The organism is Bradyrhizobium yuanmingense (assembly GCF_025200905.1).
Taxonomy (GTDB): Bacteria; Pseudomonadota; Alphaproteobacteria; order Rhizobiales; family Xanthobacteraceae; genus Bradyrhizobium; species Bradyrhizobium yuanmingense.
Window position 1 is genome coordinate 6,914,494 of sequence record NZ_CP104173.1, and the last position, 23,392, is coordinate 6,937,885.

Genomic DNA, 23,392 nt, shown 5'->3' on the forward strand with positions numbered 1-23,392 from the left:
ATCCAAATGTGGGATAGCGCATAGACATTGGAGCTGGAAAAGCTCTAAGTAGACCCGTCCCCTTGGTCAGGTTCCGTTGCAGGTTTGCCGATGGATTACGCCCAATTCTTCGATTCCGCCCTCGATCGTCTCCACACCGAGCGGCGTTATCGCGTGTTCGCCGACCTCGAACGCACGGCCGGCCGGTTCCCGCATGCGGTCTGGCACTCGCCCAAGGGCAAGCGCGACGTCGTGATCTGGTGCTCCAACGACTATCTCGGCATGGGCCAGCATCCGAAGGTGGTCGGCGCCATGGTCGAGACTGCCACGCGCGTCGGCACCGGCGCCGGCGGCACCCGCAACATCGCCGGCACGCATCATCCGCTGGTGCAGCTCGAAGCCGAGCTCGCCGATCTCCACGGCAAGGAAGCCGCGCTGCTGTTCACCTCGGGCTATGTCTCGAACCAGACCGGCATCCCGACCATCGCAAAGCTCATTCCGAACTGCCTGATCCTGTCGGACGAGCTCAACCACAATTCGATGATCGAGGGCATCCGCCAGTCCGGCTGCGAGCGGATCGTGTTCCGCCACAACGACGTTGCGCATCTCGAAGAGCTGTTGAAAGCGGCCGGTCCCGATCGGCCGAAGCTGATCGTCTGCGAGAGTCTCTATTCCATGGACGGCGATGTCGCGCCGCTCGCCAGGATCTGCGATCTCGCCGAGAAATATGGCGCGATGACCTATGTCGACGAAGTCCACGCCGTCGGCATGTACGGCCCGCGCGGCGGCGGCATCGCCGAGCGCGACGGCGTGATGCATCGCATCGACATTCTCGAGGGCACGCTGGCCAAGGCGTTCGGCTGTCTCGGCGGCTACATCGCCGCCAACGGCCAGATCATCGACGCCGTGCGCTCCTATGCGCCGGGCTTCATCTTCACCACCGCGCTGCCGCCGGCGGTCTGCTCGGCCGCGACCGCCGCGATCAGGCACCTGAAGACGTCGAGCTGGGAGCGCGAGCGCCACCAGGACCGTGCCGCCCGGGTCAAGGCGATCCTCAATGCCGCCGGCCTGCCGGTGATGTCGAGCGACACACACATCGTACCGCTGTTCGTCGGCGATCCCGAGAAGTGCAAGCAGGCTTCCGACCTGCTGCTCGAACAGCACGGGATCTACATCCAGCCGATCAACTATCCGACCGTCGCCAAGGGCACCGAGCGCCTGCGCATCACGCCCTCGCCGTATCACGACGACGGCCTTATCGATCAGCTCGCCGAAGCGCTGCTGCAAGTGTGGGACCGCCTCGGCCTGCCGCTGCGCGCGAAGTCGCTGGCCGCGGAATAGGCCTCTTTTACCCTCCCCTGGAGGGTAAGAGCGGGCGGACAGCTCGCCCCACCGCTTAACGACGCCGGCAGTTCCTACCGCCGCACGGCATTTCGCTGTCGCTTGCGTCCGCTCAACGCGCTAGGTTTGCAAGGAAAATGAGCTCGGGCGCCGCCGGCGCCCAGGGAGAGAGCCCCCGACCCATGCTGCACGATTGGGGCGTGATCGCCGCCGCCTTCGGCTATATCGGCTTCCTGTTCCTGGTGGCGAGCCACGGCGACCGCCGCTCGCCGGCCGGTCGCGGCCGCGCCTCCGGGCTGATCTATCCACTGTCGCTGGCGATCTACTGCACGTCCTGGACCTTCTTCGGGTCGGTCGGCTTCGCGACCCGCACCTCGACCGATTTCCTCGCGATCTATGTCGGCCCGATCCTGATGATCGGGTTGGGGGCCGGGGTGCTCCGACGCGTGATCCAGCTGGCGAAAGCCCACAACATCACCTCTATCGCCGACTTCATCGGGGCCCGCTACGGCAAGAGCCAAGCGGTGGCGGCGACCGTCGCCGCAATCGCGATCATCGGCTCGGTGCCCTATATCGCGCTCCAGCTCAAGGCGGTGGCTTCCTCGCTGGGCACAATCCTGAGCGAAGACCAGGCCTTCTCGCACATCCCGATCCTCGGCGACATGGCGCTGATGGTGACGCTGACGATGGCGGCCTTCGCTGTGCTGTTCGGCACGCGACAGACCGACGCGACCGAGCACCAGCACGGCCTGATGCTGGCGATCGCGACCGAGTCCATCATCAAGCTGGTCGCCTTCCTCGCCGCCGGCATCTTCGTCACCTTCTGGATGTTCTCGCCGCATGAATTGATCGAGCGCGCGATGAGGACGCCGGAAGCGGTGCGCGCCATCAATTATTCGCCGTCGATCGGCAACTTCCTGACCATGACATTGCTGTCGCTGTGCGCGATCATGCTGCTGCCGCGCCAGTTTCACGTCAGCGTGGTGGAGAATTCCTCGGATGCCGAGGTCGGCCGCGCGCGCTGGCTGTTTCCGCTCTACCTCGTCGCCATCAACCTGTTCGTGATCCCGATCGCGCTCGCCGGCCTCGTGACCTTCCCGTTCGGCACGGCCGACCCTGATATGTACGTGCTGGCCCTGCCGATCGAGAGCGGCGCGAACCTGCTCAGCGTCGCCGTCTTCGTCGGCGGGCTTTCGGCGGCAACCGCCATGGTGATCGTCGAATGCGTCGCGCTCTCCATCATGGTCTCGAACGACCTCGTGGTGCCGCTGGTGCTGAAACGTCGGCCGGAGGGGCGCGCCGGCGGGGCCGATTTCAGCAACTTCCTGCTGCGCTCGCGCCGGCTCGCGATCTTCGCCATCATGGTGATGGCCTATTTCTACTATCGCGCGCTCGGCAGCACCCAGCTCGCGGCGATCGGCCTGCTCTCCTTTGCCGCCATCGCCCAGCTCGCCCCGAGCTTCTTCGGCGGCCTGCTCTGGCGGCGCGCGACCGCGCGCGGGGCGATCGGCGGCATGCTGGTCGGGTTTGCGGTGTGGCTCTACACGCTGTTCATGCCGAGCTTCATGGATTCCTCGACGTCAGGCATCCTGCTGCTGCAGCACGGCCCGTTCGGCATCGAGGCGCTGCGGCCGCAGGCACTGTTCGGCGCCGACCTGCCGCCCCTGATGCACGGCGTGATCTGGTCGCTGTCCCTCAACATCCTGACCTATGTGCTGCTGTCGCTGGCACGCCGGCCATCCTCCATCGAGCTGCTGCAAGCCGATCTGTTCGTGCCCAATACGCTCGCACCGATCTCCCCGAGCTTCCGCCGCTGGCGCAGCACCGTCACCGTGCAGGACATCCAGACCACGGTGGCGCAATATCTCGGGCCCGACCGCGCGCGACATTCCTTCGAGGCCTTCTCGGCGCGGCGCAACGTGCGGCTGGAGCCCGGTGCGCCCGCCGATTTCGAGCTGCTGCAGCACGCCGAGCATCTGATTGCCTCCTCGATCGGCGCGGCCTCCTCCCGCCTCGTGATGTCGCTGCTGCTGCGCAAGCGGACGGTCTCCGCCAAGGCCGCGCTGAAGCTGCTCGACGATTCGCACGCCGCGCTGCATTTCAACCGCGAGATCCTGCAGACCGCGCTCAACCATGTGCGCCAGGGCATCGCCGTGTTCGACGCCGATCTGCAACTGATCTGCTCCAACCGGCAGTTCGGCGACCTCCTCAATGTGCCGCTGCATCTGATCCAGTTCGGCACGCCCTTGCGCGAGATCCTGGAGTTCATCGGCCTCGGCGATCCGAACGATCCGCTCGAGCGCAAGGCCCTGCTGGAACGGCGCCTTGCGGCCTACACCACCGACAGCGAGCCTTATCTCGAGCGGCTGCCGGAACGCCACATGGTGATCGAAGTGCTCACCAACCGCATGCCCGGCGGGGGCTTCGTCATCACTTTCACCGACGTCACGCCGAGCTTCGAAGCCGCCGAAGCGCTGGAGCGCGCCAATGCGACGCTGGAAAAGCGCGTGCGCGACCGCACCGAGGAGCTGACGCGGCTGAACTCCGAGCTGGCCATCGCCAAGAGCGCGGCGGAGGACGCCAGCATCTCCAAGACGCGTTTCCTCGCCGCCGCCAGCCACGACATCCTGCAGCCGCTGAACGCGGCGCGGCTCTACGTCACCAGCCTCGTCGAGCGCCAGCACAATGGCGAGGAGACGCGGCTGGTCGAGAACATCGACGAATCCTTGCAGGCGATCGAGGAAATCCTCGGCGCGCTGCTCGACATTTCCAGGCTCGACGCTGGCGCGATGGCGACCTCGATCTCGAGCTTCAAGATGGCCGATCTGATGCGGTCGCTGGAAATCGAGTTCGCGCCGATCGCGCGCGCCAAGGGCCTGGAGCTCGCCTTCGTGCCCTGCTCGTTGCCGGTCGAGTCGGACCGGCTCCTGCTGCGGCGCCTGCTCCAGAACCTGATCTCGAACGCGATCAAGTATACCCCGCGCGGCCGCGTGCTGGTCGGCTGCCGCCGCCGCGGCGCCTCGCTCAAGATCTGCGTCTACGACACCGGCGTCGGTATCCCCGCGGTCAAGCGAGGCGAGATCTTCAAGGAATTCCATCGCCTGGAGCAGGGGGCGCGGATCGCGCGCGGTCTGGGCCTCGGCCTCTCGATCGTGGAACGCCTGGCCCGCGTGCTCAAGCACGGCATCGCCATCGACGGCAATCGAAGCGGCGGCTCGGTCTTCTCGGTGACGGTGCCGACGGCGAAGGCGGTCACCCACACCGCGGCCGTGACCAGCGCGACGCCGCTGGCGCGCACACCGATCTCGGGCGCGCTGATCGTCTGCATCGAGAACGATGCGGCGATCCTCGACGGCATGCGCACGCTGCTCAAGGCTTGGGACGCCGAGGTGATCGCGGTCGCCGATCCCGAAGGCGCGATCGCTGCGATCGAAACCGCCGGCCGCCGCGTCACCGGCCTTCTGGTCGATTATCACCTCGATCGCGGCAACGGCATCGCCGCCATCCGCGAGATCCGCCGCCGTTTCGGCGATGGCATCCCTGCGATCCTGATCACCGCCGATCGCAGTCCCGCCGTGCAGGTCGCCGCGCGTGACGAGAAGATCGCGGTGCTCAACAAGCCGGTGAAGCCGGCTTCGCTGCGTGCCCTGCTGGGCCAGTGGCGCACGCAACAAATGGTGGCGGCGGAGTGAGGCCCCCGGGGTCAATAGTCAGTCGATACGCTGAGCGCTCGCCACCTCTCCAGCTCTTCGAGGCGGAGCTTATCGATCGCAGCGATGGCGTCGACGGCATCGCTTCCGAGCGCAATGCGCAGAGGCGGGCGCTCCATATCGGCAAGCTTCAGAACCACGGCCGCGGCTTTGGCTGGATCGCCGGGCCGCCGGCCGTCGTAATCGCGCTGCATCCTGACGGCAGCGCCGACGAGCGCATCGTATTCCGGGCGTCCTTCGCCGGTCCCATGTGCGGCTCGCGCAAAGCCGGTGCGAAAGCCGCCGGGCTCGACGATCGTGACGTTCACGCCGATCAGCGCCATCTCGCGCGCCAGCGATTCCGAAAAGCCCTCGATACCCCATTTCGCGGCCGAATAGGCGGCGCGGGCTGGGGCGCCGATCCGGCCGCCTACGGACGAGACTTGCACGATGTGGCCACGGCGCTGCCGGCGCAGCACCGGAATCGCCGCCTTGGTGACGATAATGGTGCCTATCAAATTGGCCTCGATCTGCCGCCGGAACGAGTCCAGGCCAGTATCCTCGACCGATCCGAGGTCGCCGTAGCCGGCATTGTTGACGACCACGTCGAGTCCGCCGAACGTCTCCGCAGCAAGCGCGATGGCTGCCGGCGCGGCAGCTTCATCCGTGACGTCGAGCGTTGCAAGGCACAGTCTTTCAGCGAAACGTTCCCGCAACGGTTCAAGCGGTTGGAGCGTTCGCGCAGTGGCAACCACCTGGTCGCCCGCGGCGAGTGCCGCTTCCGTGATGGCACGGCCAAGCCCGCGAGAGCTGCCGCTGATGAACCAAGTCTTCAAGCCAGTCACCGTATGTCTCAAGGCGCAAGCCGCGTGAAGACATAGTCGCGGCTCTTGGCCCGGGCTTCGTGACAGCCCCAGCAGGTGCGGTGCTGCGCCTCGTCCACCGGTTTGCCGTTGACGAAGCGGCCAAAGCCCCAGCCGCCGGTAGCCGCGTATTTCCTGGAATCCTTCACCATCACCTGGACCGTGGTGGCGGCGCCGGGAATCGTCGCGGACGCGAACTCCGGTGACTGCTTCCGCTTCCAGGCGCGCTTGACCAGAATGGTGCCGTCCGGGAACGGCAGTTTTCCGGCCTGATAGGCATCGATGGCGGTCTGGTTGCCGACAACAGCGCGCAGCTCGTCGAGCGGCGCGGCCTCTTCGGCCGGCGCGATCAGCTCCCACCGCTTATAGCCGGCTGGAATTGTGACGCCGAAGATCGGCGAGGCGTCCGCCGCGCTCTGTTCCGCTGGCCCTTCCGCAAAGGCGATCGTGACGAGGTAAGGCATGCAGGTCAGGAGCACGACGAGGACGACCACGGTCAGCACGATCATCGTGGTGTAGAAAGATTTCTTCTTTTCGGGTTCGGCTATCGTCATGATGTTTCATCGGGCTCGATCAATGAGGCTGGACGGAGGTGCCGACGAATGCCTAGGCGCCGTCGGCGTCGATGACGGCCTTGGCGAAGGCCTGCGGCGCCTCCTGTGGCAGATTGTGGCCGACGCCGCCGGTGATCAGGCGAAACTCGTATCGGCCTGAGAACTTCTTGGCATAGGCGCTCGGCTCGGGATGGGGCGCGCCGTTGGCATCGCCCTCCATCGTGATCGTCGGCACCTCGATCTGCGGAGCCGCGGCCAGCTTCTTTTCGAGATGCTCGTATTTTGCCTCGCCCTGGGCGAGCCCGAGCCGCCAGCGGTAATTGTGGATCGTGATCGCGACATGATCCTTGTTGTCGAGCGACGCCACGCTTCTGTTGAAGGTAGCGTCGTCGAACTTCCACTGCGGCGAAGCCAGCTTCCAGATCAGCTTGGCGAAATCATGCGTGTACTTCTCGTAGCCGGCCCGGCCGCGCTCGGTCGCGAAGTAGAACTGGTACCACCATTGCAGCTCGGCCGACGGCGGCAGCGGCATATTGCCCGCAGCCTGGCTGGAGATCAGATAGCCGCTGACCGACACCAGCGCGCGACACCGCTCCGGCCACAGCGCGGCGATGATGTCGGCGGTACGCGCGCCCCAATCGAAACCGGCGACGACGGCCTTCTTGATCTCGAGCTTGTCCATCAGCGCGATGATGTCGGAGGCCATCGCGGCAGGCTCGCCATTGCGCGGCGTCTCGCTGGAGAGGAAGTGCGTCGTGCCGTAGCCACGCAAGTATGGGATGATCACGCGATAGCCGGCCTTTGCCAGGAGGGGCGCGACGTCGATGAAGGCGTGAATGTCGTAGGGCCAGCCATGCAGCAGGATCGCCACCGGACCGTTCGAGGGACCCGCCTCGGCATAGCCGACGTTGAGAACGCCGGCATCGATCTGCTTGATCGCGCCGAAGGACGCATTCGATGCTTGGGATCGCTGCGGTTCGGTCTCGGCACGAGCGAACGCGATCACGCCGATGCCGGCGGCGGCGGCTCCGGTGGCGATGCCGAGAAACTGGCGGCGGTGCTGATCGATGAGCTGCTTCATGATGATGTGACCTTGTCGTGATTTATGATGGTGCGTCAGATCAGCGCGACCGTGACGTCGATGTTGCCGCGGACGGCCTTGGAGTAGGGGCAGGTTTGATGCGCTTCATCGATGATGCCGCGTGCGATCTCGGGGTCGAGTCCCGGCAGGCTGACATTGAGGCGCGCCCTCAGCGCGTAGGCGCCCTCGTCGAGCACCAGATCGATCTCCGCATCGATCGCGCTTTTCCTGGGAAGGGTCACCTTCTGCTTGCGCGCGGCGAGTTCCATGGCGCCTTCGAAGCAGGCCGACCAGCCGGCCGCAAACAATTGCTCGGGATTTGTGCCGATGCCGGCCCCGCCCGGCGGCGACAGCTTGACGTCGAGGCGACCGTCGGAACTGCGCGATATGCCGTCGTGCCGGCCTCCGCTGGTGTGGGTCCGGGCCGTGTAGAGCAGTTTTGCCGTTTGCGTCATGAAGAGCTCCTTGCCGTCGCGCAAACTGACTAGCAGCGACGCGCCCCGGAGACCCGTTTGGACTTGTGAGAAGTTGTGAGGCCGGCGCAGAAGCTTATGGGAGGCTTGCAAACACGGTCTGAGGCCGATGCAACGCAGGCCTTGCGGGATGGCTGCCCTCTGGCTATCCGGTTCGCAAATGAGCAAGATTTCGCGATGACCACGCCGACCGGGCCAAGACTCTCGTTCGGACCATTCACCGTGGCGCCACATGAAAGGCTCGTGACGCGCGACGGCGTCGCGGTGCCGCTGGGTTCGAAGGCCTTCGACGCGCTGATCGCACTGATGTCGCGGCCGAACGAGGTCGTCAGCAAATGGGATCTGATGGCGCTGGTGTGGCCCGGCATCACCGTCGAAGAGGCCAATCTGCGCTTTCACATCGCCGCTCTCCGCAAGGCGCTCGGCGACGGCAAGGACGGCGCACGCTACATCACGACGCTTTCCGGGCGCGGCTATTGCTTCGTGGCGCCGATCTCGCACACGGAGCCTCCGGCGGCGCGGCGCTCGTCCCCGCCGATGGAATTGCCGCCGGTCAAGCTGCCGAATCGGCTGCAACGGATGGTCGGACGCGACCAGGCGGTCGCCACCATCTCCGACAAGCTTCTCACCTCGCGCTTCGTCACGATCGTCGGTCCGGGCGGCGTGGGCAAGACTGCCGTCGCGGTGGCGATCGCCCACGACCTGCTCGCGACGTTCTCCGACGCCGCGCATTTCGTCGACCTTGCCGCGCTCAGCGATCCCAATCTCGTGATCACCTCGATCCTGTTGATGCTCGGCTTGCCGGCCGAGACCGACGATCCCCTGCCCGCGCTGCTCGCGCATGTCAGGGACAAGCGGTTGCTGCTCATCCTCGACAATTGCGAGCATGTCATCGCCGCGGCGGCACCGCTGGCTTCGGCGATCTTCCACGCTGCGCCTGATGTCCACATCCTCGCCACCAGCCGCGAAGCCCTGCGCGTCGAGGGCGAGCAGGTCTATCGGTTGGCGCCGCTCGCCGTACCGCCTGATAGTGCCGGGCTGAGTGCGGCGGCTGCACAGACCTATCCCGCGCTTCAGCTCTTCATCGAACGGGCGACCGCTGGCGGCGCGCAGATCGCGCTCGACGATACCAACGCCGCGACTATCGCGAGGATCTGCCGCAACCTCGACGGCATGGCCCTGGCGATCGAGCTCGCCGCCGGCCGGGTCGAAGCTTACGGCCTGGAGCAGACGGCCGCGCTGCTCGATGAGCGTCTCAATCTGCTCTGGCAGGGCCAGCGCACCGCGCCCCCGCGACAGAAGACGTTGCGGGCGACGCTGGACTGGAGCTACGGGCTGCTGTCCGACATCGAGCGCCTCGTCCTCCGCAGGCTGGCGGTCTTCGCAGGTCACTTCACCATCGACGCCGCCCTCGAGGTCGTCCCGGATGAACGTGCCGACCGCTCCCATTTGTTCGATGCCATCGACAGTCTCGTCGCCAAATCGATGGTCGCGCCGCGGCCGGTCGGCGCCATGATGCGCTACCGTCTGCTCGATACCACGCGCGCCTATCTGCTCGAGATCGAGCCGAACGACGCCGCGCTCGCCGCCCGCCACGCGACCTACTACCGGCGATGGCTGGAGCAGGCCGGCAGCACATGGGCGGCAACGCCGAACGCCGACGAACGGGCGATCCACTTCTCCGCGCTCCACAATGTGCGTGCCGCGCTGGACTGGTGCTTTGGCGCGGGCGGCGACGCCACCGCCGGCATTGCGCTCGCCGCCGCGGCAGCGCCGATCTTCCTCGCGATGTCCCTCTTGATCGAATGCCGGCGCTGGTCGGAACGGGCACTGCTTGCGATGACCCCGTCCGCGCGCGGCAGCGCCGATGAAATGCACATCCAGGCTGCCCTCGGGCTGACCCTGATGTTCACGCGCGGCGGCAGCGAGGCGGCGCGCGTGGCCTTGAGCAGGAGCCTTGCGATCGCGGAGGCGCGCGGCGACGCGCCGAACCAGCTGCAGCTGCTCGGCCGCATGCATATCTTTCACGAACGGATGGGGCAGTTCCATGCCGCGCTTGGCTATGCGCAGCAGAGCCTTGCGGTCGCGCAGGCGCTCGGCGATCCCGGCTCGATCGTCCTCGCCCATTCGCTGCTCGGGGTTTCGCTGCATCTGGCCGGCGAGCACCGCGACGCGCTGAAGATGCTGGAGGTCGCATGGCAAGGGCCGGGCGCCGAACGAATCAGCACCATCCATGGCTTCGATCATCGCAACCGGGCCGGCATCACGCTGGCGCGCGAACTCTGGTTGCAGGGCCGGCCCGCGGACGCGCGGCAGCTGGCGCAACAGACGGTGACTGAAGCCGCGCAGATGGAGCATCCGATCACGCTGTGCATCGCGTTGATCTGGGCGGTCTCGATCTCGCTCTGGGACGGCGATCTCGACGGCGCCGAGCAGAGCATCGACCAATTCATCGCGCATGCCGAATCTCGCTCGATGGGTCCCTATCTCGTGGTGGGCCGCGGCGTGAAGGGCGAACTGGCGATCCGGCGGGGAGACGCCGCGCAAGGCGTCGATACGATCATGGCTTGCCTACGCGAGCTCCACGAGGCCGGCTACGAACTGCTCACCACGACCTTCAACATCGCGCTGGTTCAAGGCTTGTTGGCGCTTGGACAGGTCGAGCAGAGTGCGCGCCTGATCGACGATGCGATCCGCCTCGTCGATCAGAGCGGCGATCATCTCTACATGCCCGAATTGCTGCGGATGAAAGGCAGAGTTCTGTTGTCGCTGCCGGAGCCCGACGCCGAGCAGGCAGAAGCCCACTTCATGCAATCCCTGGATCTCAGCCGCCGGCAAGGCGCCACGGCCTGGGAGCTGCGCGCTGCGATCGATCTCGCCGGGCTGTTTGCCGGACGCGGGCAGCGCGACGAGGCGAAGCGATGGCTCCAATCGCCGCTCGAGGGCTTTGCCGAGGGCGCCGATACGGCGGATATCAAAGCGGCCAGCGTGCTTCTGACCACGCTGTAGCGGATCACCCCGTCGGCGTACCCTGCTTCGTCGCTGCGCTCCTCGCAATGACGGCGCAAGGTGAACCGTTATCGACCTCAAACCAGCGTCTCGACTCGCAGACATGGCTTCGCCTTCTCGCGGCGCGTTTCGCCCGAGTTTTGCGCTTCGCGTCACGCCCTCCTGGAGAAAGGGCGCAGGGAAGGCCGGGTGCTGGCTCGCACCCGCGGTCCGCTGCGCGAAATGCACACGCAGAAGGAACCGCACAGCAGCATACAGGTGAAGCCGAACACACGGCCTTCCCTGCGCGATGGTCGGACGGCTTATGCCGCGCTCTCCCGGGAGCCGAGTTCCCTCTGGCCTCCCTCGCCCTCACGAAAGTCACCGACACCGCGCCGGTTGGCGCAGATGCCGCATCCGCAAGCGCTTGACCGTAGCAACGACGGCCAGGACCACACGGTTTTGCCGTTACGCGAACGGCGCCGTTCGTACAACGCGGCTTGCGAGGCGCTCACGGGGCTCGGCTCAATCCATCACCCCGCCCTGCGTCCCACATCCGCGACGGCGCCAAAGCGTCCACCGCAGCCCGATCCGCGGCTCGTGACGACGTACGACCGCCCCTTTCGCCGGATCAGGGTGAGCCAGGATTTACGCTGAATCCGAATTTCTGTAAAGTAGAATATTTGGCCGCCGATCGGTTGACCCAGCCGTTGCTGTTTTGAGCGACGACGGCCCAACCCCTAGGGGTGGCTCGGTCACGTCCCTGCAAATCATGTTTCGAAGAACGCGCACATGATGTCCCGTCATCTCCAGCAGCAGCGCGAAAAGCGGAGAGCGTCAACCCCCCGGGTTGGACGAAAAGCGGAAGTGCTTCGGCGGACGTCCCTTAGTTCTTGGGCTGCCCGAAATCGACCAGCGGTGGCGGCAACTCGATGTCCGGAATCTCGATCTTGATCTTATCCAGATCCACCTTGATCGGGGCGTCCAGCAACCCGGTGACAGTGATCGGGAATGCGATCACGACCGCAACCATGATCGCCTGCAGACCGATCCACGGCACCGCACCCCAATAGATGTCTGAACTCTTGACTTCCCTCGGCGCCACGCCGCGCAAATAGAACAGTGCGAAGCCGAAGGGGGGATGCAGGAAGGAGGTCTGCATGTTCACGCACAGCATGATCCCAAACCAGATCAAGGCGGCATCCGCGCCGACGACAGGCGTGAGGAGCTTGAGGGCGGTCGGCGCGATCATGGGAACGATAATGAAGGCAATCTCGAAGAAGTCGAGGAAGAAGGCGACAAAGAAGATGAACAGATTGATGAAGATTAAGAAGCCCCATACACCGCCCGGCAACGATGTCAGCATGTGTTCCAGCCAGACGCCCCCGTTGCAGCCGAGAAAGACAATCGAGAAACAGGTCGATCCAATGAGGATAAAAGTCACCATGCAGGTGATGCGCATGGTGGTCTCATAACCCTGCTTTACCAGCAAGCGCAGGTCGGGAATCCTGATTACCTCGAGACACGCCCAGGCCACCGCCAGATAGGCAATCGCGAACGCAATTTTGAACGGCAGATTAGGCGTGAAGTAGATGCCGATGATGGTGCCCACGCCGGCCGCGGCCACGCCCACGAGCAAGACCTTGTGACCGGCCGAGCTGAAATCCTTGTGATGGATGACGGCGAGGACGATCGCGCCGACGGCGCCCATGGCACCCGCTTCGGTCGGCGTGGCGAGCCCCAGCATCATCGTGCCGAGCACCACGAAGATCAGAACGGCGGACGGAATGATGCCCAGAAGGCATTTGCGCCAGAGTGCCCAGCCCTTGAGCGTCCTCGCTTCCTTCGGCACCGCCGGAACATGGCCCGGTTTGACGATGCTCAGAACGAAGGTGTAGCCCGCGAACAGCGCGATCTGAAGTATCGATGGCCCCCAGGCGCCCAGATACATGTCACCCACCGACTTTCCGAGTTGGTCCGCGAGCACGATCAAAACCAGCGAGGGAGGCACCAGCTGGGTTATGGTGCCGGAGGCTGCGAGCACGCCGGTGATGTAGCGCACGTTGTAGCCGTAGCGGATCATGACCGGCATCGAGATCAGCGCCATGGCGATGACCTGCGCCGCCACTGTGCCTGTGATGGCCCCAAGGATGAAGCCGACGATGATCACGGAATAGCCGAGACCGCCGCGAACGGGGCCAAACAGCTGTCCCATCGAATCCAGCATGTCCTCTGCGAGGCCACATCGTTCGAGGATCGCGCCCATGAACGTGAAGAATGGGATGGCCAGCAGCAGCTCGTTGGACAGAACGCTGCCGTAGATGCGCTCCGGGATCGCCTGGAGGAAGCTGAACTCGAAAAATCCCAAATGGATCGCGAGAAATCCGAACGAGAGCCCGAGGGCGGCCAGCGTGAAGGCGACCGGAAAGCCGATGAGCATCGCCAGCACAAGACCGCCGAACATCAGCGGCGGCATCATCTCGATCGTGATCATTGGGTCGGCCGCTCGTATTTCGCATCGATGGTGACTTCACCGCGCAAGGCGGCGGCGCGCTTGATGACCTCCGAGATACCCTGCAAAGCCACCATGAAGAAGCCGGCCGGCAGGACGAACTTGATCGGCCACCGCAGAAGGCCGCCTGCATTGTTGGACATTTCGCCGATGACGAACGAATTGTAGAACATCCCCCAAGAGAGGTAGCTGAGGAGCAGGCAGGCAGGGACGAGGAAGACCAATGTCCCGATCAGGTCCAGCCACAGCTGGCCGCGTTCGGTGAGCATGAGATAAAGGATCTCGACGCGGACGTGCTCGTTGCGCTTAAAGGTGTAGGACGCGCCGAACATCACGATGACGGCGAACATATACCACTGCGTCTCTAGCCAGCTGTTCGAGCTGTAACTGAAGGCGTAGCGGATCATCGCATTGACAGCACTCACGACGCAGGCCGCGAGCACCAGAATATTGCAGACGTTGCCGACCTTTTCGTTCAGCCAGTCGATAGCCGTACTCATCGCCAACAATGGGCGCATCGATGCCTTGTCCCCGCTCGCTGAGTACTATCCCCCAGGCGAGCAGGACCATGGCGCTGCATCAGCTGCCTGCCACGTCTGCGCGGGAGCTAGTTGACCCCTCCTGATGCTTCCGCCCGTTCTTGCTGTCGGTTTTCGGCAAGACACGTTCAGGTCTCAGCCGCCGCGTGAAGCAGGGCCACCTTTACCGTCGGCCAATTCCCGGTCAACAGGAAAATGGACAGTTTGCCGCAGCAATGTCTAAGTTAGCGTCACTAGGCTTAATTGGGTTGACCTTCGGGGCTTACCGGCGACGCGACCGGCGGAGGACAACCTCCAGCGAGATATCACTGCTCCAGAGGAGGATTTCGTGATCGGCGCATTCCTGGTCGTCTTGTCGATCGCTCTCCTCTGGGTCTTCCTGCCTCGCAACGGGCAGTCACATCGGTGGATGGAGCTGCCATTCTTTGAGACAGGAGTCCCCCTGGTGATCATCATGGCCTTCTCAGCTGGCCTGACGATGGTGATCGACCGCATCTTCTGACCGGTGTCGGCTGTCGAGGCGCGCCTAACCCTCGACGTCGTACTGCCTGCAGAGGTGATCCCCAATCTGGACCAGCATGGCAACGCATTCAGGATAGCCCGGCCGATCAGAGGTCGCCTGATCAGCGCTGGCCCGAAACTCCCAGGATTTCCCGTCGCGGAGGATGGAAATCGTCATTCCATCGGGACAGTCGGCGTGGACCTTCAACTCGGCTCTCGCCATGGCGACGAGTTCGCTTTCAGATTTTACGGGCTTGCTCATTCGTTGGCCCTTGATCTCCTAGCGGACAACCCCAGCGGCATCATCGTCGCTCGGCATCACCCAATCGAGGGCGAGCAAGCAAGCTTCCAGCAGAACTAAAGCAATAAGGCCGCCAACCAGGCCGAAAAAGACGATGGAAAAGGTCCCTAGTAAAAGCGCACAGAAGACATCTGCAAGCACCTTAGACGTGCGATCGGATTGGGTCTGGTTGGCTGTGAAGTACGGCATCTTCATCCTCCGGGGTTTGACCCCAACTTAGCCGCGTCAGCTACTGGCGGTCTATTCCAAACGACGGTTTAGCGGTCCAGCTAATCCATCGATCGACATGCCCACACGGGTCAAAACCGCCGAAGCTCTCATCGCGACGAATGATTGCGCTCTGCCGCGAGCCCGGACATCCGCCAGTTGACGCGCAAACGCTACCCCGTCGGCGTGCCCTGCTTCCACTGGCTGCCGGCGATCTTCGCCGCGGCAATCACCGCTTGCGTCCGGCTCTCGACGCCGAGCTTTTGCAGGATCGCCGAGACATGCGCCTTGATGGTGGCCTCTGAGACACCGAGCTCGTAGGCGATCTGCTTGTTGAGAAGGCCTTCCGACAGCATCATCAGGACCCGGACCTGCTGCGGCGTCAGCGTCACCAGGCGGTCGCGCAGGCGGGTCATGTCGGGATCGGCCGCAGCCGACAGGTCGGTGTCGGTGGGAACCCAGACGTCGCCCTCCATCACCTTGAGGATGGCATCGCGCAAGGTTTCGACCCCGAACCGCTTCGGGATGAAGCCGGACGCGCCGAAATCGAGCGAGCGGCGGATCGTGGCGCTGTCGTCGGATGCCGAGACGATCACGACCGGAATCGCCGGGTATTGCGCGCGCAGATAGATCAGGCCGGAAAAGCCGGAGATCCCCGGCATGGAGAGGTCGAGCATGACCAGATCGACCTCGGAGGTCTGCTCCAGGAGCTTGGTCAGATCCTCGAAGGTTCCGGCCTCGTCGATCCGGGCCGAGGGGAGAACGCCCGCCACCGCCTGCCGCAGCGCATCGCGGAACAGGGGATGATCGTCGGCGATGACGAGATGGGTCGAAGGAGCGTTCATCGTTCTCTTGCTGTCGTTCGCGGCGGATCGGCGAACAGATCCCGGGTGCGTCAATTCTTCCCCGAGCGGCCGTGGCATGCAAGTGGACATTATCCCTTTGCTGCAAAGGGGTTAATCCCCCCGGCTTGGCATTTGCACACCGGCGCTGGATACCGCAGCACCAGTGCGCAAGGCCGAAAGTCGTATTGGGGAGGGTTTCACGCCGATGTTACCTTGTGGCCAAGACCTGGGCTGATCCGGCACGTCCGGACATTCTGGGGGCGAGAGGAAACGATTTTCGGGGAGCGACCCAAACATGTCGACAATGGCTGTGTCTCAATCGAGCGCGCAGGGGATGACGAAGGACGAACGGTTCGTCATTCTCGCCTCCTCGCTCGGTACCGTCTTCGAGTGGTACGACTTCTATCTCTACGGTTCGCTGGCCGGCATCATCGGCGCGCAGTTCTTCTCGGCCTATCCGCCGGCAACCCGCGATATCTTCGCGCTGCTGGCGTTTGCCGCGGGCTTCCTGGTGCGTCCGTTCGGCGCGATTGTGTTCGGCCGTGTCGGCGACATCGTCGGCCGCAAATACACCTTCCTCGTCACCATCCTGATCATGGGTCTGTCGACCTTCATCGTCGGCCTGTTGCCCAACGCGGCGACCATCGGCATCGCGGCCCCGATCATCCTGATCGTGCTGCGCCTCGCCCAGGGTCTGGCGCTCGGCGGCGAATATGGCGGTGCGGCGACCTACGTCGCGGAGCATGCGCCGAACGGCAAGCGCGGCTTCTACACCTCCTTCATCCAGACCACGGCAACCCTCGGCCTGTTCCTGTCGCTGCTGGTGATTCTGTTCACCCGCACCGCGCTCGGTGAGGCCGATTTCGCAGCGTGGGGCTGGCGCATTCCGTTCCTGGTCTCGGTGCTGCTGCTCGGCATCTCGGTCTGGATCCGGCTTCGCCTGAACGAATCGCCGATCTTCCAGAAGATGAAGGAAGAGGGGAAGGGTTCGAAGGCGCCGCTGACGGAGGCCTTCGGCAACTGGCAGAACGGCAAGCTCGTGCTGCTCGCCCTGCTCGGTGGTGTGATGGGCCAGGGCGTGGTCTGGTACACCGGCCAGTTCTACGCGCTGTTCTTCCTGCAATCGATCCTGAAGGTCGACGGCTATACCGCCAACCTGCTGATTGCATGGTCGCTGCTGCTCGGCACCGGCTTCTTCATCGTGTTCGGCATGCTCTCCGACAAGATCGGCCGCAAGCCGATCATCCTCGGCGGCTGCCTGATCGCGGCGCTGACCTTCTTCCCGATCTTCAAGATGATCACCTCCAACGCCAACCCGGCGCTGGAAAAGGCCATCGAGACGGTCAAGGTCGAGGTGGTGGCCGATCCCGCCAAGTGCGGCGATCTGTTCAACCCGGTCGGCACCCGCGTCTTCACCGCGCCTTGCGACACCGCGCGCGCCTACCTGTCGCAATCGTCGGTCAGGTACACGACGACGCCAGGTCCGGCCGGCTCGGACGTGAAGGTCGTGGTCAACGGCAAGGACGTGCCCTACGCCAACGCCAAGGACAGCAACCCGGCGGTTCTCGCCGCGGTGCAGGCGGCCGGCTATCCCAAGGCGGGTGACACCGGCATCGTGAAGATGTCGCATCCGTTCGACGTCTTCCGTCCGCAGCCGGCGGCGATCATCGGCCTGCTGTTCGTCCTGGTCCTGTTCGTGACCATGGTGTACGGCCCGATCGCGGCGATGCTGGTCGAATTGTTCCCAACCCGCATCCGCTACACCTCGATGTCGCTGCCCTACCACATCGGCAACGGCTGGTTCGGCGGCCTCCTGCCTGCCACCGCCTTCGCCATCGTGGCCTCGACAGGCGACATCTATGCCGGTCTGTGGTACCCGATCATCTTCGCCTCGATTACCGTGGTGATCGGCTTCCTGTTCCTGCCGGAAACCAAGGACGTCGACATCAAGGCGACCTGATCGCAGCAGCAATCGACGACACCAACCGGCCGCGGTCTCCGCGGCCGGTTTTGCTTTGTGTGGTTATCGATCGCTGCCGATGAATTGCAGCACGATCTCACGGCGGTGCGGGCGGTTGCGATGCTCGATCAGGTAGATCGCCTGCCAGGTGCCGAGCGCGAGCTTGCCGCTCAGGACCGGGACCTGAAGCGAAGTCTGCGTCAGCATGGTCTTGATATGGGCCGGCATGTCGTCCGGCCCCTCGGTATCATGGGTCCACCCCGCGTTCTCCGGCGCGAGCCGTGACAGCGCCGTCGTAAGATCGACCAGCACGGAGGGATCGGCGTTCTCCTGGATCGTCAGCGAGGCCGAGGTGTGGCGGATGAACAGCGTCAACGCGCCCTCACCCGCGTGCGCCTCGGCGATGAATCTCGCGGCCTCGCTGGTCAGATCAGTGAAGCCGCGGCCAGGCGTCTGCACGGTGAGCAGTGCCGATGTGACGGTCGTGGCCTGTACGGACGATGGTGCGGAGCGGGTGACGGATCTGGCTGATGTCATGGAGGGGCCCGCATCAGATCTTCCCCGACACGTCTTTCTGCACGCGGTTGGCCATGTCGATCAGCCGCCGCCAGGCCTTTTCCAGGAACGACATCATGCGGTCGACGTCCTGCTCGCTCGGCAGCGGGATCTCGATCTTGCGCTCGCCCTCGGCGACCTTGGGCTCGGGCTTCCTGAGTGGATCGGATTTCGGCAGCGCCTCGTCGATCTTGCCCGATACCGTTGGCCCCGCCGCGAGCTGTGCCTTCAGCCGCTCGACCTCGGCCTGGAGCCTGCCGATCTCGGCGTCGAGTGCGGTCCGCTCGTCGGGCACCGCGTAGCAGGCCCAACCGGCGCCGTTCCTGGTGCAGGTCGACACCGTGCCGGTGCGCGTGTCGAGCCGCAGCACGCCCTCGGGGATGGGCATCATGCTGTAGCGGCCATTTTCGCCGTCGGGCGTAGATTGCGCGGCCGCGAGGCCGCCGCTGACTACCATCACCGCGGCCGCCGCCGCGAGCCATGATGTCGTGGATGACGTCGCAGGTCTCATCATTGTCTCCGCCCGGCACTGCTGCGGCTGCGGTTGCAATTCTACACCCCCCGCCGGCAATCCGCCGCCAAAAAGCCGCCCCCGAAATCAACGAACGCGGCGGCTTCTTTGATCCCGCGAGCGCGGCGAAAGCACGGCTGCGTCCGCCGTTCGCAAGCAGACCTGCTGCGGTGCGGCGTCACGCTGTGTGCAGCGCTGCCGTGCGCGTCGATATCATCAAGTAAATCAAATACATAATCGGAAGGGACGCAATCGTGACTTGGCTTGACTTGATTATAGGCCATCAGTATGGTCCGCGCGGCTTTTGAGGGTGACGGGCGCAATTTCCATTCAGCCGCAGCGTTTCGGGTCTTCGTTGCATGACACAGGGCACGGGACACGGCGAGGATGGAGATCGCGATAGATCGCCCGAGGAAGCCGCGCTTTCCGATCGGCTCGGAAATCTTGATCAGCGGTTGTCCGAATTTCGCGACCGCCGGGCCAAGACCGAGCAACCCGCAGGTGACGATGGAGACAAAGCGGCCAGAGCCTCGGCGATGGCGCTTGGTTTCCGACTATCCTCGGAGTTGATCGCCGGCGTCGCTGTCGGAGCGGGGATTGGCTGGGGGTTCGACCACTTGCTGTCGACGTCGCCTTTCGGATTCATCGCGTTCCTGCTGCTGGGCTTCATCGCCGGCGTGGTGAATGTGGTGAGAACGGCAGGCGCGGGTCCGAACAGGCGCGGTGGTTCGTAATTGGCCTAGCCGGGTTAACTGTCGTGCCGCTCGCCGGCACAGCCGGCCGACCAATCTTCACTGGTCGGCTTGTCCAGCAGACGAGAGATGCCGCGCGGATGAAAATCGACCCGATCCATCAGTTCAACGTCGAACCGCTCTTCACGATCGGCCGTATCGGCGATCACACGATCGCCTTCACCAATGCCTCTCTCTACATGTTCGTCGCGGTGGGGATCATTGCGCTGCTTCTGCTCACCAGCGGCAAGCAGCTGGTTCCGGGGCGTCTGCAGTCGGTGGCCGAGCTCTCCTATGAGTTCGTGGCCAGCATGATCCGCAGCACTGCCGGAGCGGATGGCATGCGGTTCTTCCCGCTGATCTTCTCGCTGTTCATGTTCATCTGCGTCTCGAACCTCGTAGGCATCGTTCCGTACACGTTCACCGTGACGAGCCATCTCATCGTCACTGCGGCGCTGGCGCTGCTGGTGTTCTTCACGGTCCTGATCTACGGCCTCTACAAGAACGGCCTGAAGTTCCTGAAAGTGTTCGTGCCCTCGGGCGTTCCCGGCTACATCCTGCCGCTGGTCATGGCGATCGAGGTGCTGTCGTTCTTCCTGCGGCCGGTCTCGCACAGCGTTCGACTGTTCGCGAACATGCTCGCGGGCCACATCGCGCTGAAGGTGTTCGCCGGCTTCGTTGCCATGCTCGGCGCGTCTCTTGGCGTGGTCGGCTGGATCGGCGGTGTCATGCCGCTGGCGCTCGCCGTCGCGCTCACCGCGCTCGAACTGCTGGTCGCGTTCCTGCAAGCCTATGTGTTTGCGATCTTGACCTGTATCTACCTCAACGACGCCATTCACCCTGGACACTGAGTGATCCGGGTGCTTTTCCACCCACACCTGTCTTTCTTCCAAGGAGTCAAAAATGGATCCGCAAGCAGCTAAGTTTCTCGGCGCGGGCATCGCGTGCATCGGCATGGGCGGCGCCGGCATCGGCGTGGCCTTCATCTTCGGCAATTATCTGTCCGCAGCCATGCGCAACCCGGCAGCTGCTCAGGGTCAGTTCGGCAACCTGATCTTCGGCTTCGCCGTGACCGAAGCGCTCGGCATCTTCTCGCTGCTGATCGCTCTGCTGCTGCTGTTCGTCCCGCTCTGAACGCGTTTCGCGCCGCTTCCAGGTGGGAGGCGGCGCGTCTGACAGCAACAGGAGAACTCCATGGCTGAAAGTCATGGCGGCGCCAAAGGTACCGGCGCTCACACGGAGGCCGATGGCGGTCACCACGGCGGTGGCTTTCCGCCTTTCGAGAGCAGCACCTTTGCTTCGCAACTGGTGTCGCTCGCGATCGCCTTCGTCGCGCTGTATCTGATCGTCTCCCGGTTCGCGCTGCCGCGTGTCGGGGGTGCGATCGAGGCGCGTCAGAACAAGATCGAGGGCGATCTCGCCGAAGCGCAGAAGCTGAAGGACCAGTCCGAGGCGGCGCTCAAGGCCTATGAAGGCGAGCTCGCGTCGGCGCGCGCACGCGCACAGGCGATCGGCAACGAATCCCGCGAGAAGGCGAATGCGCAGGCGGAAGCCGAACGCAAGGCGCTGGAAGAGCAACTGTCCGCCAAGCTCGCCGAGGCGGAGAAGACCATTGCCTCGACCCGCGCGACCGCCATGAGCAACGTCCGCGGCATCGCGGCCGATGCAGCCGGCACCATCGTTCAGCAGCTCACGGGCGTCGTTCCGGATGCAGCGTCGGTCAATGCCGCCGTTGATGCGACCTTGAAGGGTTAGTCTCGATGTTCTTCACACCTGAGTTTTGGGTCGCCGTCGCCTTCGTGATCCTGATGGTGATCTTCGCCTATGTGGGGGTGTTCAAGACGGCGATGTCGGCGCTCGATCATCGCGCCGCTCGTATCAAGGCCGAGCTGGACGAGGCGGCGCGCCTCAAGCAGGAGGCCACCAAGGTGCTAGCCGACTACAAGGCGCGCACTGCCGGTGCCGAGCGCGAGGCCGCCGACATCATCGCCAACGCGAACGCCGAAGCGGAGCGCATCGCAGCAGAGGCCAAGGCGAAATTGGAAGATTTCGTCACCCGCCGCACCAAAACCGCCGAGGGCAAGATCGCACTCGCCGAGGCTCAGGCTCTTGCGGACGTCCGGGCAGCCGCCGCGGAAGCCGCCGTGCAGGCTGCCTCCACCATCCTGTCGCAGTCAGTCAAGGGCCAGATCGCCGACGACCTGCTCGCCAAGGGCATCAACGAAGTCAGGCAGAAGCTGAACTGAGGGATTTGCCTTACCAATCAAAAAGCCGGCGCCACGAGCGCCGGCTTTTTTGTTTGTGCTGGTCTCTCGTGTCCTGGACGCGGTGTAGCGTGCAACGCTGCTCCGCCGGACGATGCTTCGCATCGCCGGGAGCGCTGCGCCGCGTCCGGGGCACGAGACCTTGAACTGAAGCTACTTCTTCCTCGGCTTGGCCTTCTCCGGCGAGAGCGCCTGCGGGTCGAAGCCGACATAGAAGATGTAGGTATCGGCAACCGCGGGCGCCGGCACCGGATAGGCCAGATCCTCGGCGACGAAGGTGAAGGGCACGCTGCCGCCTTCCGACATCGCCACCGTGGTCCGGTAGGCCTTCGAGGCGATCACCTTCTCGCCGACGCCGCCCTGCACGACGGCGATGCGCAGCGGCACCTCGACGGAGGCAGGCGCCCCGGCGGGGCCGGCGATGACACGGCCCTGGATGCCGATCCGGGCCGTGATGCCGGCACTGCTGCGCAAGCATTCGCGCGCCATCTTGGTGATCGAGGCCTGGAAGCGGATGTCATTGCCGACCGCCGGCTTGCCGCTGGCGCCGACCGCGTAGGTCGAGGCGCCCGCGCGTACCGTGACCTGCGGGCAATCGAGGTCGTCTTCGGCCGGCTGCCCGGGCGCAGGCGCCGGCTTCGGCTCCGCCGGCTCGTCGGACTTGCCGCCGAACAGGCTCTTGAAGCGGTCGGTCAACGACTGTGCCGCCACCGGCGAGACGGAGGCGAGCCCGACCGATAATGCCAGCACGACCGCTGCGCCGCGCCGCAACCTCGTCCGCGATGACCGAAGCTCCTGCACCATCAACACCCGTACTCCATGGCAATGTTCCGGCCGGGTTATATCGCCAATATCGGCGAACCCAAGGCGGCAAAAAGGGATTTGGCTGCATCCATCAGGCTGCTCAGCCGCGGAAGTCCTCGTGCAGCAGGCCGAACAGCAGGTGATCCTGCCAGACCCCGTTGATGCAGAGATAGCGGCGCGCCAGGCCCTCGCGCGAGAAGCCGCACTTCTCCAGCACCCGGATCGACGGCGCATTGGTCGGGATGCAGGCGGCCTCGACCCGGTGCAGATTGAGCTCGCCGAACAGCGTCGGCAGCAGCACCCGCAGTGCGGCCGTCATGTAGCCGCGATGGGCATAAGGCTGGCCGACCCAATAGCCGATGGTGCCGGCCTGCACGATGCCGCGCCGGACATTGGCGAGCGTGATGCCGCCGACCAGGGCGCCGTCGAGCTCGCGGAAGATCAGAAAGGGATAGGAGCGGTCCGCGGCAATGTCCTCGGCATAGCGGCGCAGGCGGCGGCGGAAGCCGGAGCGGGTGAGATCGTCGGACGGCCAGATCGGCTCCCAAGGCGTCAGATAGTCGCGGCTGGTCTCGCGCAAATGAGCCCATTGCAGGAAGTCGGACATTTGCGGCGCGCGCAGGAGCAGCCCGTTGCCGCGCGGCGCCAGGGCGGCGGGTCCACTGGATGGCAGGCGAAAGAGGGCCATGTGATG

Annotated in this window: 23 protein-coding genes; 10 read left to right on the forward strand and 13 right to left on the reverse strand. The window is 64.6% G+C overall.

The window, feature by feature from the left end:
- The first annotated feature begins 90 nt into the window (after positions 1-90).
- Entirely contained in the window at positions 91-1,320 is a 1,230-nt protein-coding gene (hemA, locus tag N2605_RS32090; protein ID WP_035996665.1) for a 5-aminolevulinate synthase, read from the forward strand.
- A 182-nt stretch (positions 1,321-1,502) separates the two neighbouring features.
- Complete coding sequence (locus tag N2605_RS32095; protein ID WP_225147421.1) at positions 1,503-5,012, forward strand: PAS domain-containing hybrid sensor histidine kinase/response regulator; 3,510 nt, start codon at positions 1,503-1,505, stop codon at positions 5,010-5,012.
- Between the two features lie 11 nt (positions 5,013-5,023).
- Here the strand turns inward: N2605_RS32095 and N2605_RS32100 are convergent, their stop codons facing one another.
- Genes N2605_RS32100 through N2605_RS32115 form a run of 4 tightly spaced genes read right to left on the reverse strand, consistent with a single transcriptional unit; the run spans position 5,024 to position 7,962 of the window.
- Positions 5,024-5,845 carry an SDR family NAD(P)-dependent oxidoreductase gene (locus N2605_RS32100; RefSeq protein ID WP_260344909.1) on the reverse strand — a complete coding sequence of 274 codons (822 nt, stop codon included), beginning with the start codon at positions 5,843-5,845 and terminating at the stop codon, positions 5,024-5,026.
- A 17-nt stretch (positions 5,846-5,862) separates the two neighbouring features.
- Positions 5,863-6,426, reverse strand: coding sequence for a cytochrome P460 family protein (locus N2605_RS32105; protein WP_260344911.1), 564 nt, complete (start codon positions 6,424-6,426; stop codon positions 5,863-5,865).
- 52 nt (positions 6,427-6,478) lie between these two features.
- A complete protein-coding gene (locus N2605_RS32110; RefSeq protein ID WP_260344913.1) occupies positions 6,479-7,507 on the reverse strand; it encodes an alpha/beta fold hydrolase in 1,029 nt (342 codons plus the stop codon).
- Between the two features lie 35 nt (positions 7,508-7,542).
- Complete coding sequence (locus N2605_RS32115) at positions 7,543-7,962, reverse strand: organic hydroperoxide resistance protein (protein ID WP_035996651.1); 420 nt, start codon at positions 7,960-7,962, stop codon at positions 7,543-7,545.
- A gap of 195 nt (positions 7,963-8,157) precedes the next feature.
- On the opposite strand from N2605_RS32115, the gene N2605_RS32120 reads away from it, so the two are divergent.
- Entirely contained in the window at positions 8,158-10,989 is a 2,832-nt protein-coding gene (locus N2605_RS32120; RefSeq protein ID WP_260344916.1) for an ATP-binding protein, read from the forward strand.
- Between the two features lie 865 nt (positions 10,990-11,854).
- Here the strand turns inward: N2605_RS32120 and N2605_RS32125 are convergent.
- Both N2605_RS32125 and N2605_RS32130 read right to left on the reverse strand, forming a co-directional pair.
- A complete protein-coding gene (locus N2605_RS32125) occupies positions 11,855-13,462 on the reverse strand; it encodes a TRAP transporter large permease (RefSeq protein WP_225126868.1) in 1,608 nt (535 codons plus the stop codon).
- Positions 13,459-13,998, reverse strand: coding sequence for a TRAP transporter small permease subunit (locus N2605_RS32130; RefSeq protein WP_036020596.1), 540 nt, complete (start codon positions 13,996-13,998; stop codon positions 13,459-13,461). The genes N2605_RS32125 and N2605_RS32130 overlap by 4 nt, the downstream gene beginning before the upstream one ends.
- 349 nt (positions 13,999-14,347) lie before the next feature.
- On the opposite strand from N2605_RS32130, the gene N2605_RS32135 reads away from it, so the two are divergent.
- On the forward strand, positions 14,348-14,521 hold the full coding sequence (locus N2605_RS32135; RefSeq protein ID WP_157785976.1) for a hypothetical protein: 174 nt from the start codon (positions 14,348-14,350) through the stop codon (positions 14,519-14,521).
- Between the two features lie 24 nt (positions 14,522-14,545).
- On the opposite strand, the gene N2605_RS32140 is transcribed toward N2605_RS32135, so the two are convergent.
- The 3 genes from N2605_RS32140 to N2605_RS32150 form a co-directional block, all read right to left on the reverse strand.
- Positions 14,546-14,782, reverse strand: a complete 237-nt coding sequence (locus N2605_RS32140; protein WP_025033504.1) for a hypothetical protein — start codon at positions 14,780-14,782, stop codon at positions 14,546-14,548.
- 18 nt (positions 14,783-14,800) lie between these two features.
- A complete protein-coding gene (locus N2605_RS32145) occupies positions 14,801-15,010 on the reverse strand; it encodes a hypothetical protein (RefSeq protein WP_036020622.1) in 210 nt (69 codons plus the stop codon).
- A 191-nt stretch (positions 15,011-15,201) separates the two neighbouring features.
- Positions 15,202-15,873 carry a response regulator transcription factor gene (locus N2605_RS32150; RefSeq protein ID WP_225126866.1) on the reverse strand — a complete coding sequence of 224 codons (672 nt, stop codon included), beginning with the start codon at positions 15,871-15,873 and terminating at the stop codon, positions 15,202-15,204.
- 334 nt (positions 15,874-16,207) lie between these two features.
- Between N2605_RS32150 and N2605_RS32155 the strand changes: the two genes are divergently transcribed.
- A complete protein-coding gene (locus tag N2605_RS32155; RefSeq protein ID WP_193375171.1) occupies positions 16,208-17,833 on the forward strand; it encodes an MFS transporter in 1,626 nt (541 codons plus the stop codon).
- 63 nt (positions 17,834-17,896) lie between these two features.
- Here N2605_RS32155 and N2605_RS32160 read toward each other — a convergent pair whose 3' ends face one another.
- On the reverse strand, positions 17,897-18,370 hold the full coding sequence (locus N2605_RS32160) for a secondary thiamine-phosphate synthase enzyme YjbQ (protein WP_225126856.1): 474 nt from the start codon (positions 18,368-18,370) through the stop codon (positions 17,897-17,899).
- Positions 18,371-18,383: 13 nt separating this feature from the next.
- Positions 18,384-18,899 (reverse strand): hypothetical protein, encoded by a 516-nt coding sequence (locus tag N2605_RS32165; protein ID WP_225127081.1) that lies wholly within the window; start codon positions 18,897-18,899, stop codon positions 18,384-18,386.
- A 359-nt stretch (positions 18,900-19,258) separates the two neighbouring features.
- Between N2605_RS32165 and N2605_RS32170 the strand changes: the two genes are divergently transcribed.
- The 5 genes from N2605_RS32170 to N2605_RS32190 all read left to right on the forward strand — a co-directional run bounded on the left by N2605_RS32170 (position 19,259) and on the right by N2605_RS32190 (position 21,876).
- The gene (locus tag N2605_RS32170; RefSeq protein ID WP_035996624.1) at positions 19,259-19,633 is read left to right on the forward strand and encodes an AtpZ/AtpI family protein; all 375 of its coding nucleotides are present in this window, start codon (positions 19,259-19,261) and stop codon (positions 19,631-19,633) included.
- A gap of 98 nt (positions 19,634-19,731) precedes the next feature.
- A complete protein-coding gene (locus N2605_RS32175) occupies positions 19,732-20,481 on the forward strand; it encodes a F0F1 ATP synthase subunit A (RefSeq protein ID WP_035996621.1) in 750 nt (249 codons plus the stop codon).
- A 52-nt stretch (positions 20,482-20,533) separates the two neighbouring features.
- Positions 20,534-20,764 carry a F0F1 ATP synthase subunit C gene (locus N2605_RS32180; protein ID WP_008541273.1) on the forward strand — a complete coding sequence of 77 codons (231 nt, stop codon included), beginning with the start codon at positions 20,534-20,536 and terminating at the stop codon, positions 20,762-20,764.
- Positions 20,765-20,824: 60 nt separating this feature from the next.
- The gene (locus N2605_RS32185) at positions 20,825-21,385 is read left to right on the forward strand and encodes a F0F1 ATP synthase subunit B (RefSeq protein ID WP_036040220.1); all 561 of its coding nucleotides are present in this window, start codon (positions 20,825-20,827) and stop codon (positions 21,383-21,385) included.
- Positions 21,386-21,390: 5 nt separating this feature from the next.
- Complete coding sequence (locus N2605_RS32190) at positions 21,391-21,876, forward strand: F0F1 ATP synthase subunit B family protein (RefSeq protein ID WP_035996616.1); 486 nt, start codon at positions 21,391-21,393, stop codon at positions 21,874-21,876.
- Positions 21,877-22,047: 171 nt separating this feature from the next.
- Here N2605_RS32190 and N2605_RS32195 read toward each other — a convergent pair whose 3' ends face one another.
- Together N2605_RS32195 and N2605_RS32200 are read right to left on the reverse strand one after the other, a co-directional pair.
- Positions 22,048-22,698, reverse strand: a complete 651-nt coding sequence (locus tag N2605_RS32195; RefSeq protein ID WP_260347528.1) for a hypothetical protein — start codon at positions 22,696-22,698, stop codon at positions 22,048-22,050.
- Positions 22,699-22,798: 100 nt separating this feature from the next.
- Positions 22,799-23,386: a GNAT family N-acetyltransferase gene (locus N2605_RS32200; protein WP_035996611.1), complete on the reverse strand. Its 588-nt coding sequence runs from the start codon at positions 23,384-23,386 to the stop codon at positions 22,799-22,801.
- Between the last annotated feature and the right edge of the window lie 6 nt (positions 23,387-23,392).

Coding starts and splice junctions, on each gene's coding strand:
- hemA (WP_035996665.1), top strand. CDS start 91: ATGGATTACGCCCAATTCTTCGATTCCGCCCTCGATCGTCTCCACACC.
- N2605_RS32095 (WP_225147421.1), top strand. CDS start 1,503: ATGCTGCACGATTGGGGCGTGATCGCCGCCGCCTTCGGCTATATCGGC.
- N2605_RS32105 (WP_260344911.1), bottom strand. CDS start 6,426: ATGACGATAGCCGAACCCGAAAAGAAGAAATCTTTCTACACCACGATG.
- N2605_RS32110 (WP_260344913.1), bottom strand. CDS start 7,507: ATGAAGCAGCTCATCGATCAGCACCGCCGCCAGTTTCTCGGCATCGCC.
- N2605_RS32115 (WP_035996651.1), bottom strand. CDS start 7,962: ATGACGCAAACGGCAAAACTGCTCTACACGGCCCGGACCCACACCAGC.
- N2605_RS32120 (WP_260344916.1), top strand. CDS start 8,158: ATGACCACGCCGACCGGGCCAAGACTCTCGTTCGGACCATTCACCGTG.
- N2605_RS32125 (WP_225126868.1), bottom strand. CDS start 13,462: ATGATCACGATCGAGATGATGCCGCCGCTGATGTTCGGCGGTCTTGTG.
- N2605_RS32130 (WP_036020596.1), bottom strand. CDS start 13,998: ATGCGCCCATTGTTGGCGATGAGTACGGCTATCGACTGGCTGAACGAA.
- N2605_RS32140 (WP_025033504.1), bottom strand. CDS start 14,782: ATGAGCAAGCCCGTAAAATCTGAAAGCGAACTCGTCGCCATGGCGAGA.
- N2605_RS32145 (WP_036020622.1), bottom strand. CDS start 15,010: ATGCCGTACTTCACAGCCAACCAGACCCAATCCGATCGCACGTCTAAG.
- N2605_RS32150 (WP_225126866.1), bottom strand. CDS start 15,873: ATGAACGCTCCTTCGACCCATCTCGTCATCGCCGACGATCATCCCCTG.
- N2605_RS32155 (WP_193375171.1), top strand. CDS start 16,208: ATGACGAAGGACGAACGGTTCGTCATTCTCGCCTCCTCGCTCGGTACC.
- N2605_RS32160 (WP_225126856.1), bottom strand. CDS start 18,370: ATGACATCAGCCAGATCCGTCACCCGCTCCGCACCATCGTCCGTACAG.
- N2605_RS32165 (WP_225127081.1), bottom strand. CDS start 18,899: ATGAGACCTGCGACGTCATCCACGACATCATGGCTCGCGGCGGCGGCC.
- N2605_RS32170 (WP_035996624.1), top strand. CDS start 19,259: ATGACACAGGGCACGGGACACGGCGAGGATGGAGATCGCGATAGATCG.
- N2605_RS32175 (WP_035996621.1), top strand. CDS start 19,732: ATGAAAATCGACCCGATCCATCAGTTCAACGTCGAACCGCTCTTCACG.
- N2605_RS32180 (WP_008541273.1), top strand. CDS start 20,534: ATGGATCCGCAAGCAGCTAAGTTTCTCGGCGCGGGCATCGCGTGCATC.
- N2605_RS32185 (WP_036040220.1), top strand. CDS start 20,825: ATGGCTGAAAGTCATGGCGGCGCCAAAGGTACCGGCGCTCACACGGAG.
- N2605_RS32190 (WP_035996616.1), top strand. CDS start 21,391: ATGTTCTTCACACCTGAGTTTTGGGTCGCCGTCGCCTTCGTGATCCTG.
- N2605_RS32195 (WP_260347528.1), bottom strand. CDS start 22,698: ATGGTGCAGGAGCTTCGGTCATCGCGGACGAGGTTGCGGCGCGGCGCA.
- N2605_RS32200 (WP_035996611.1), bottom strand. CDS start 23,386: ATGGCCCTCTTTCGCCTGCCATCCAGTGGACCCGCCGCCCTGGCGCCG.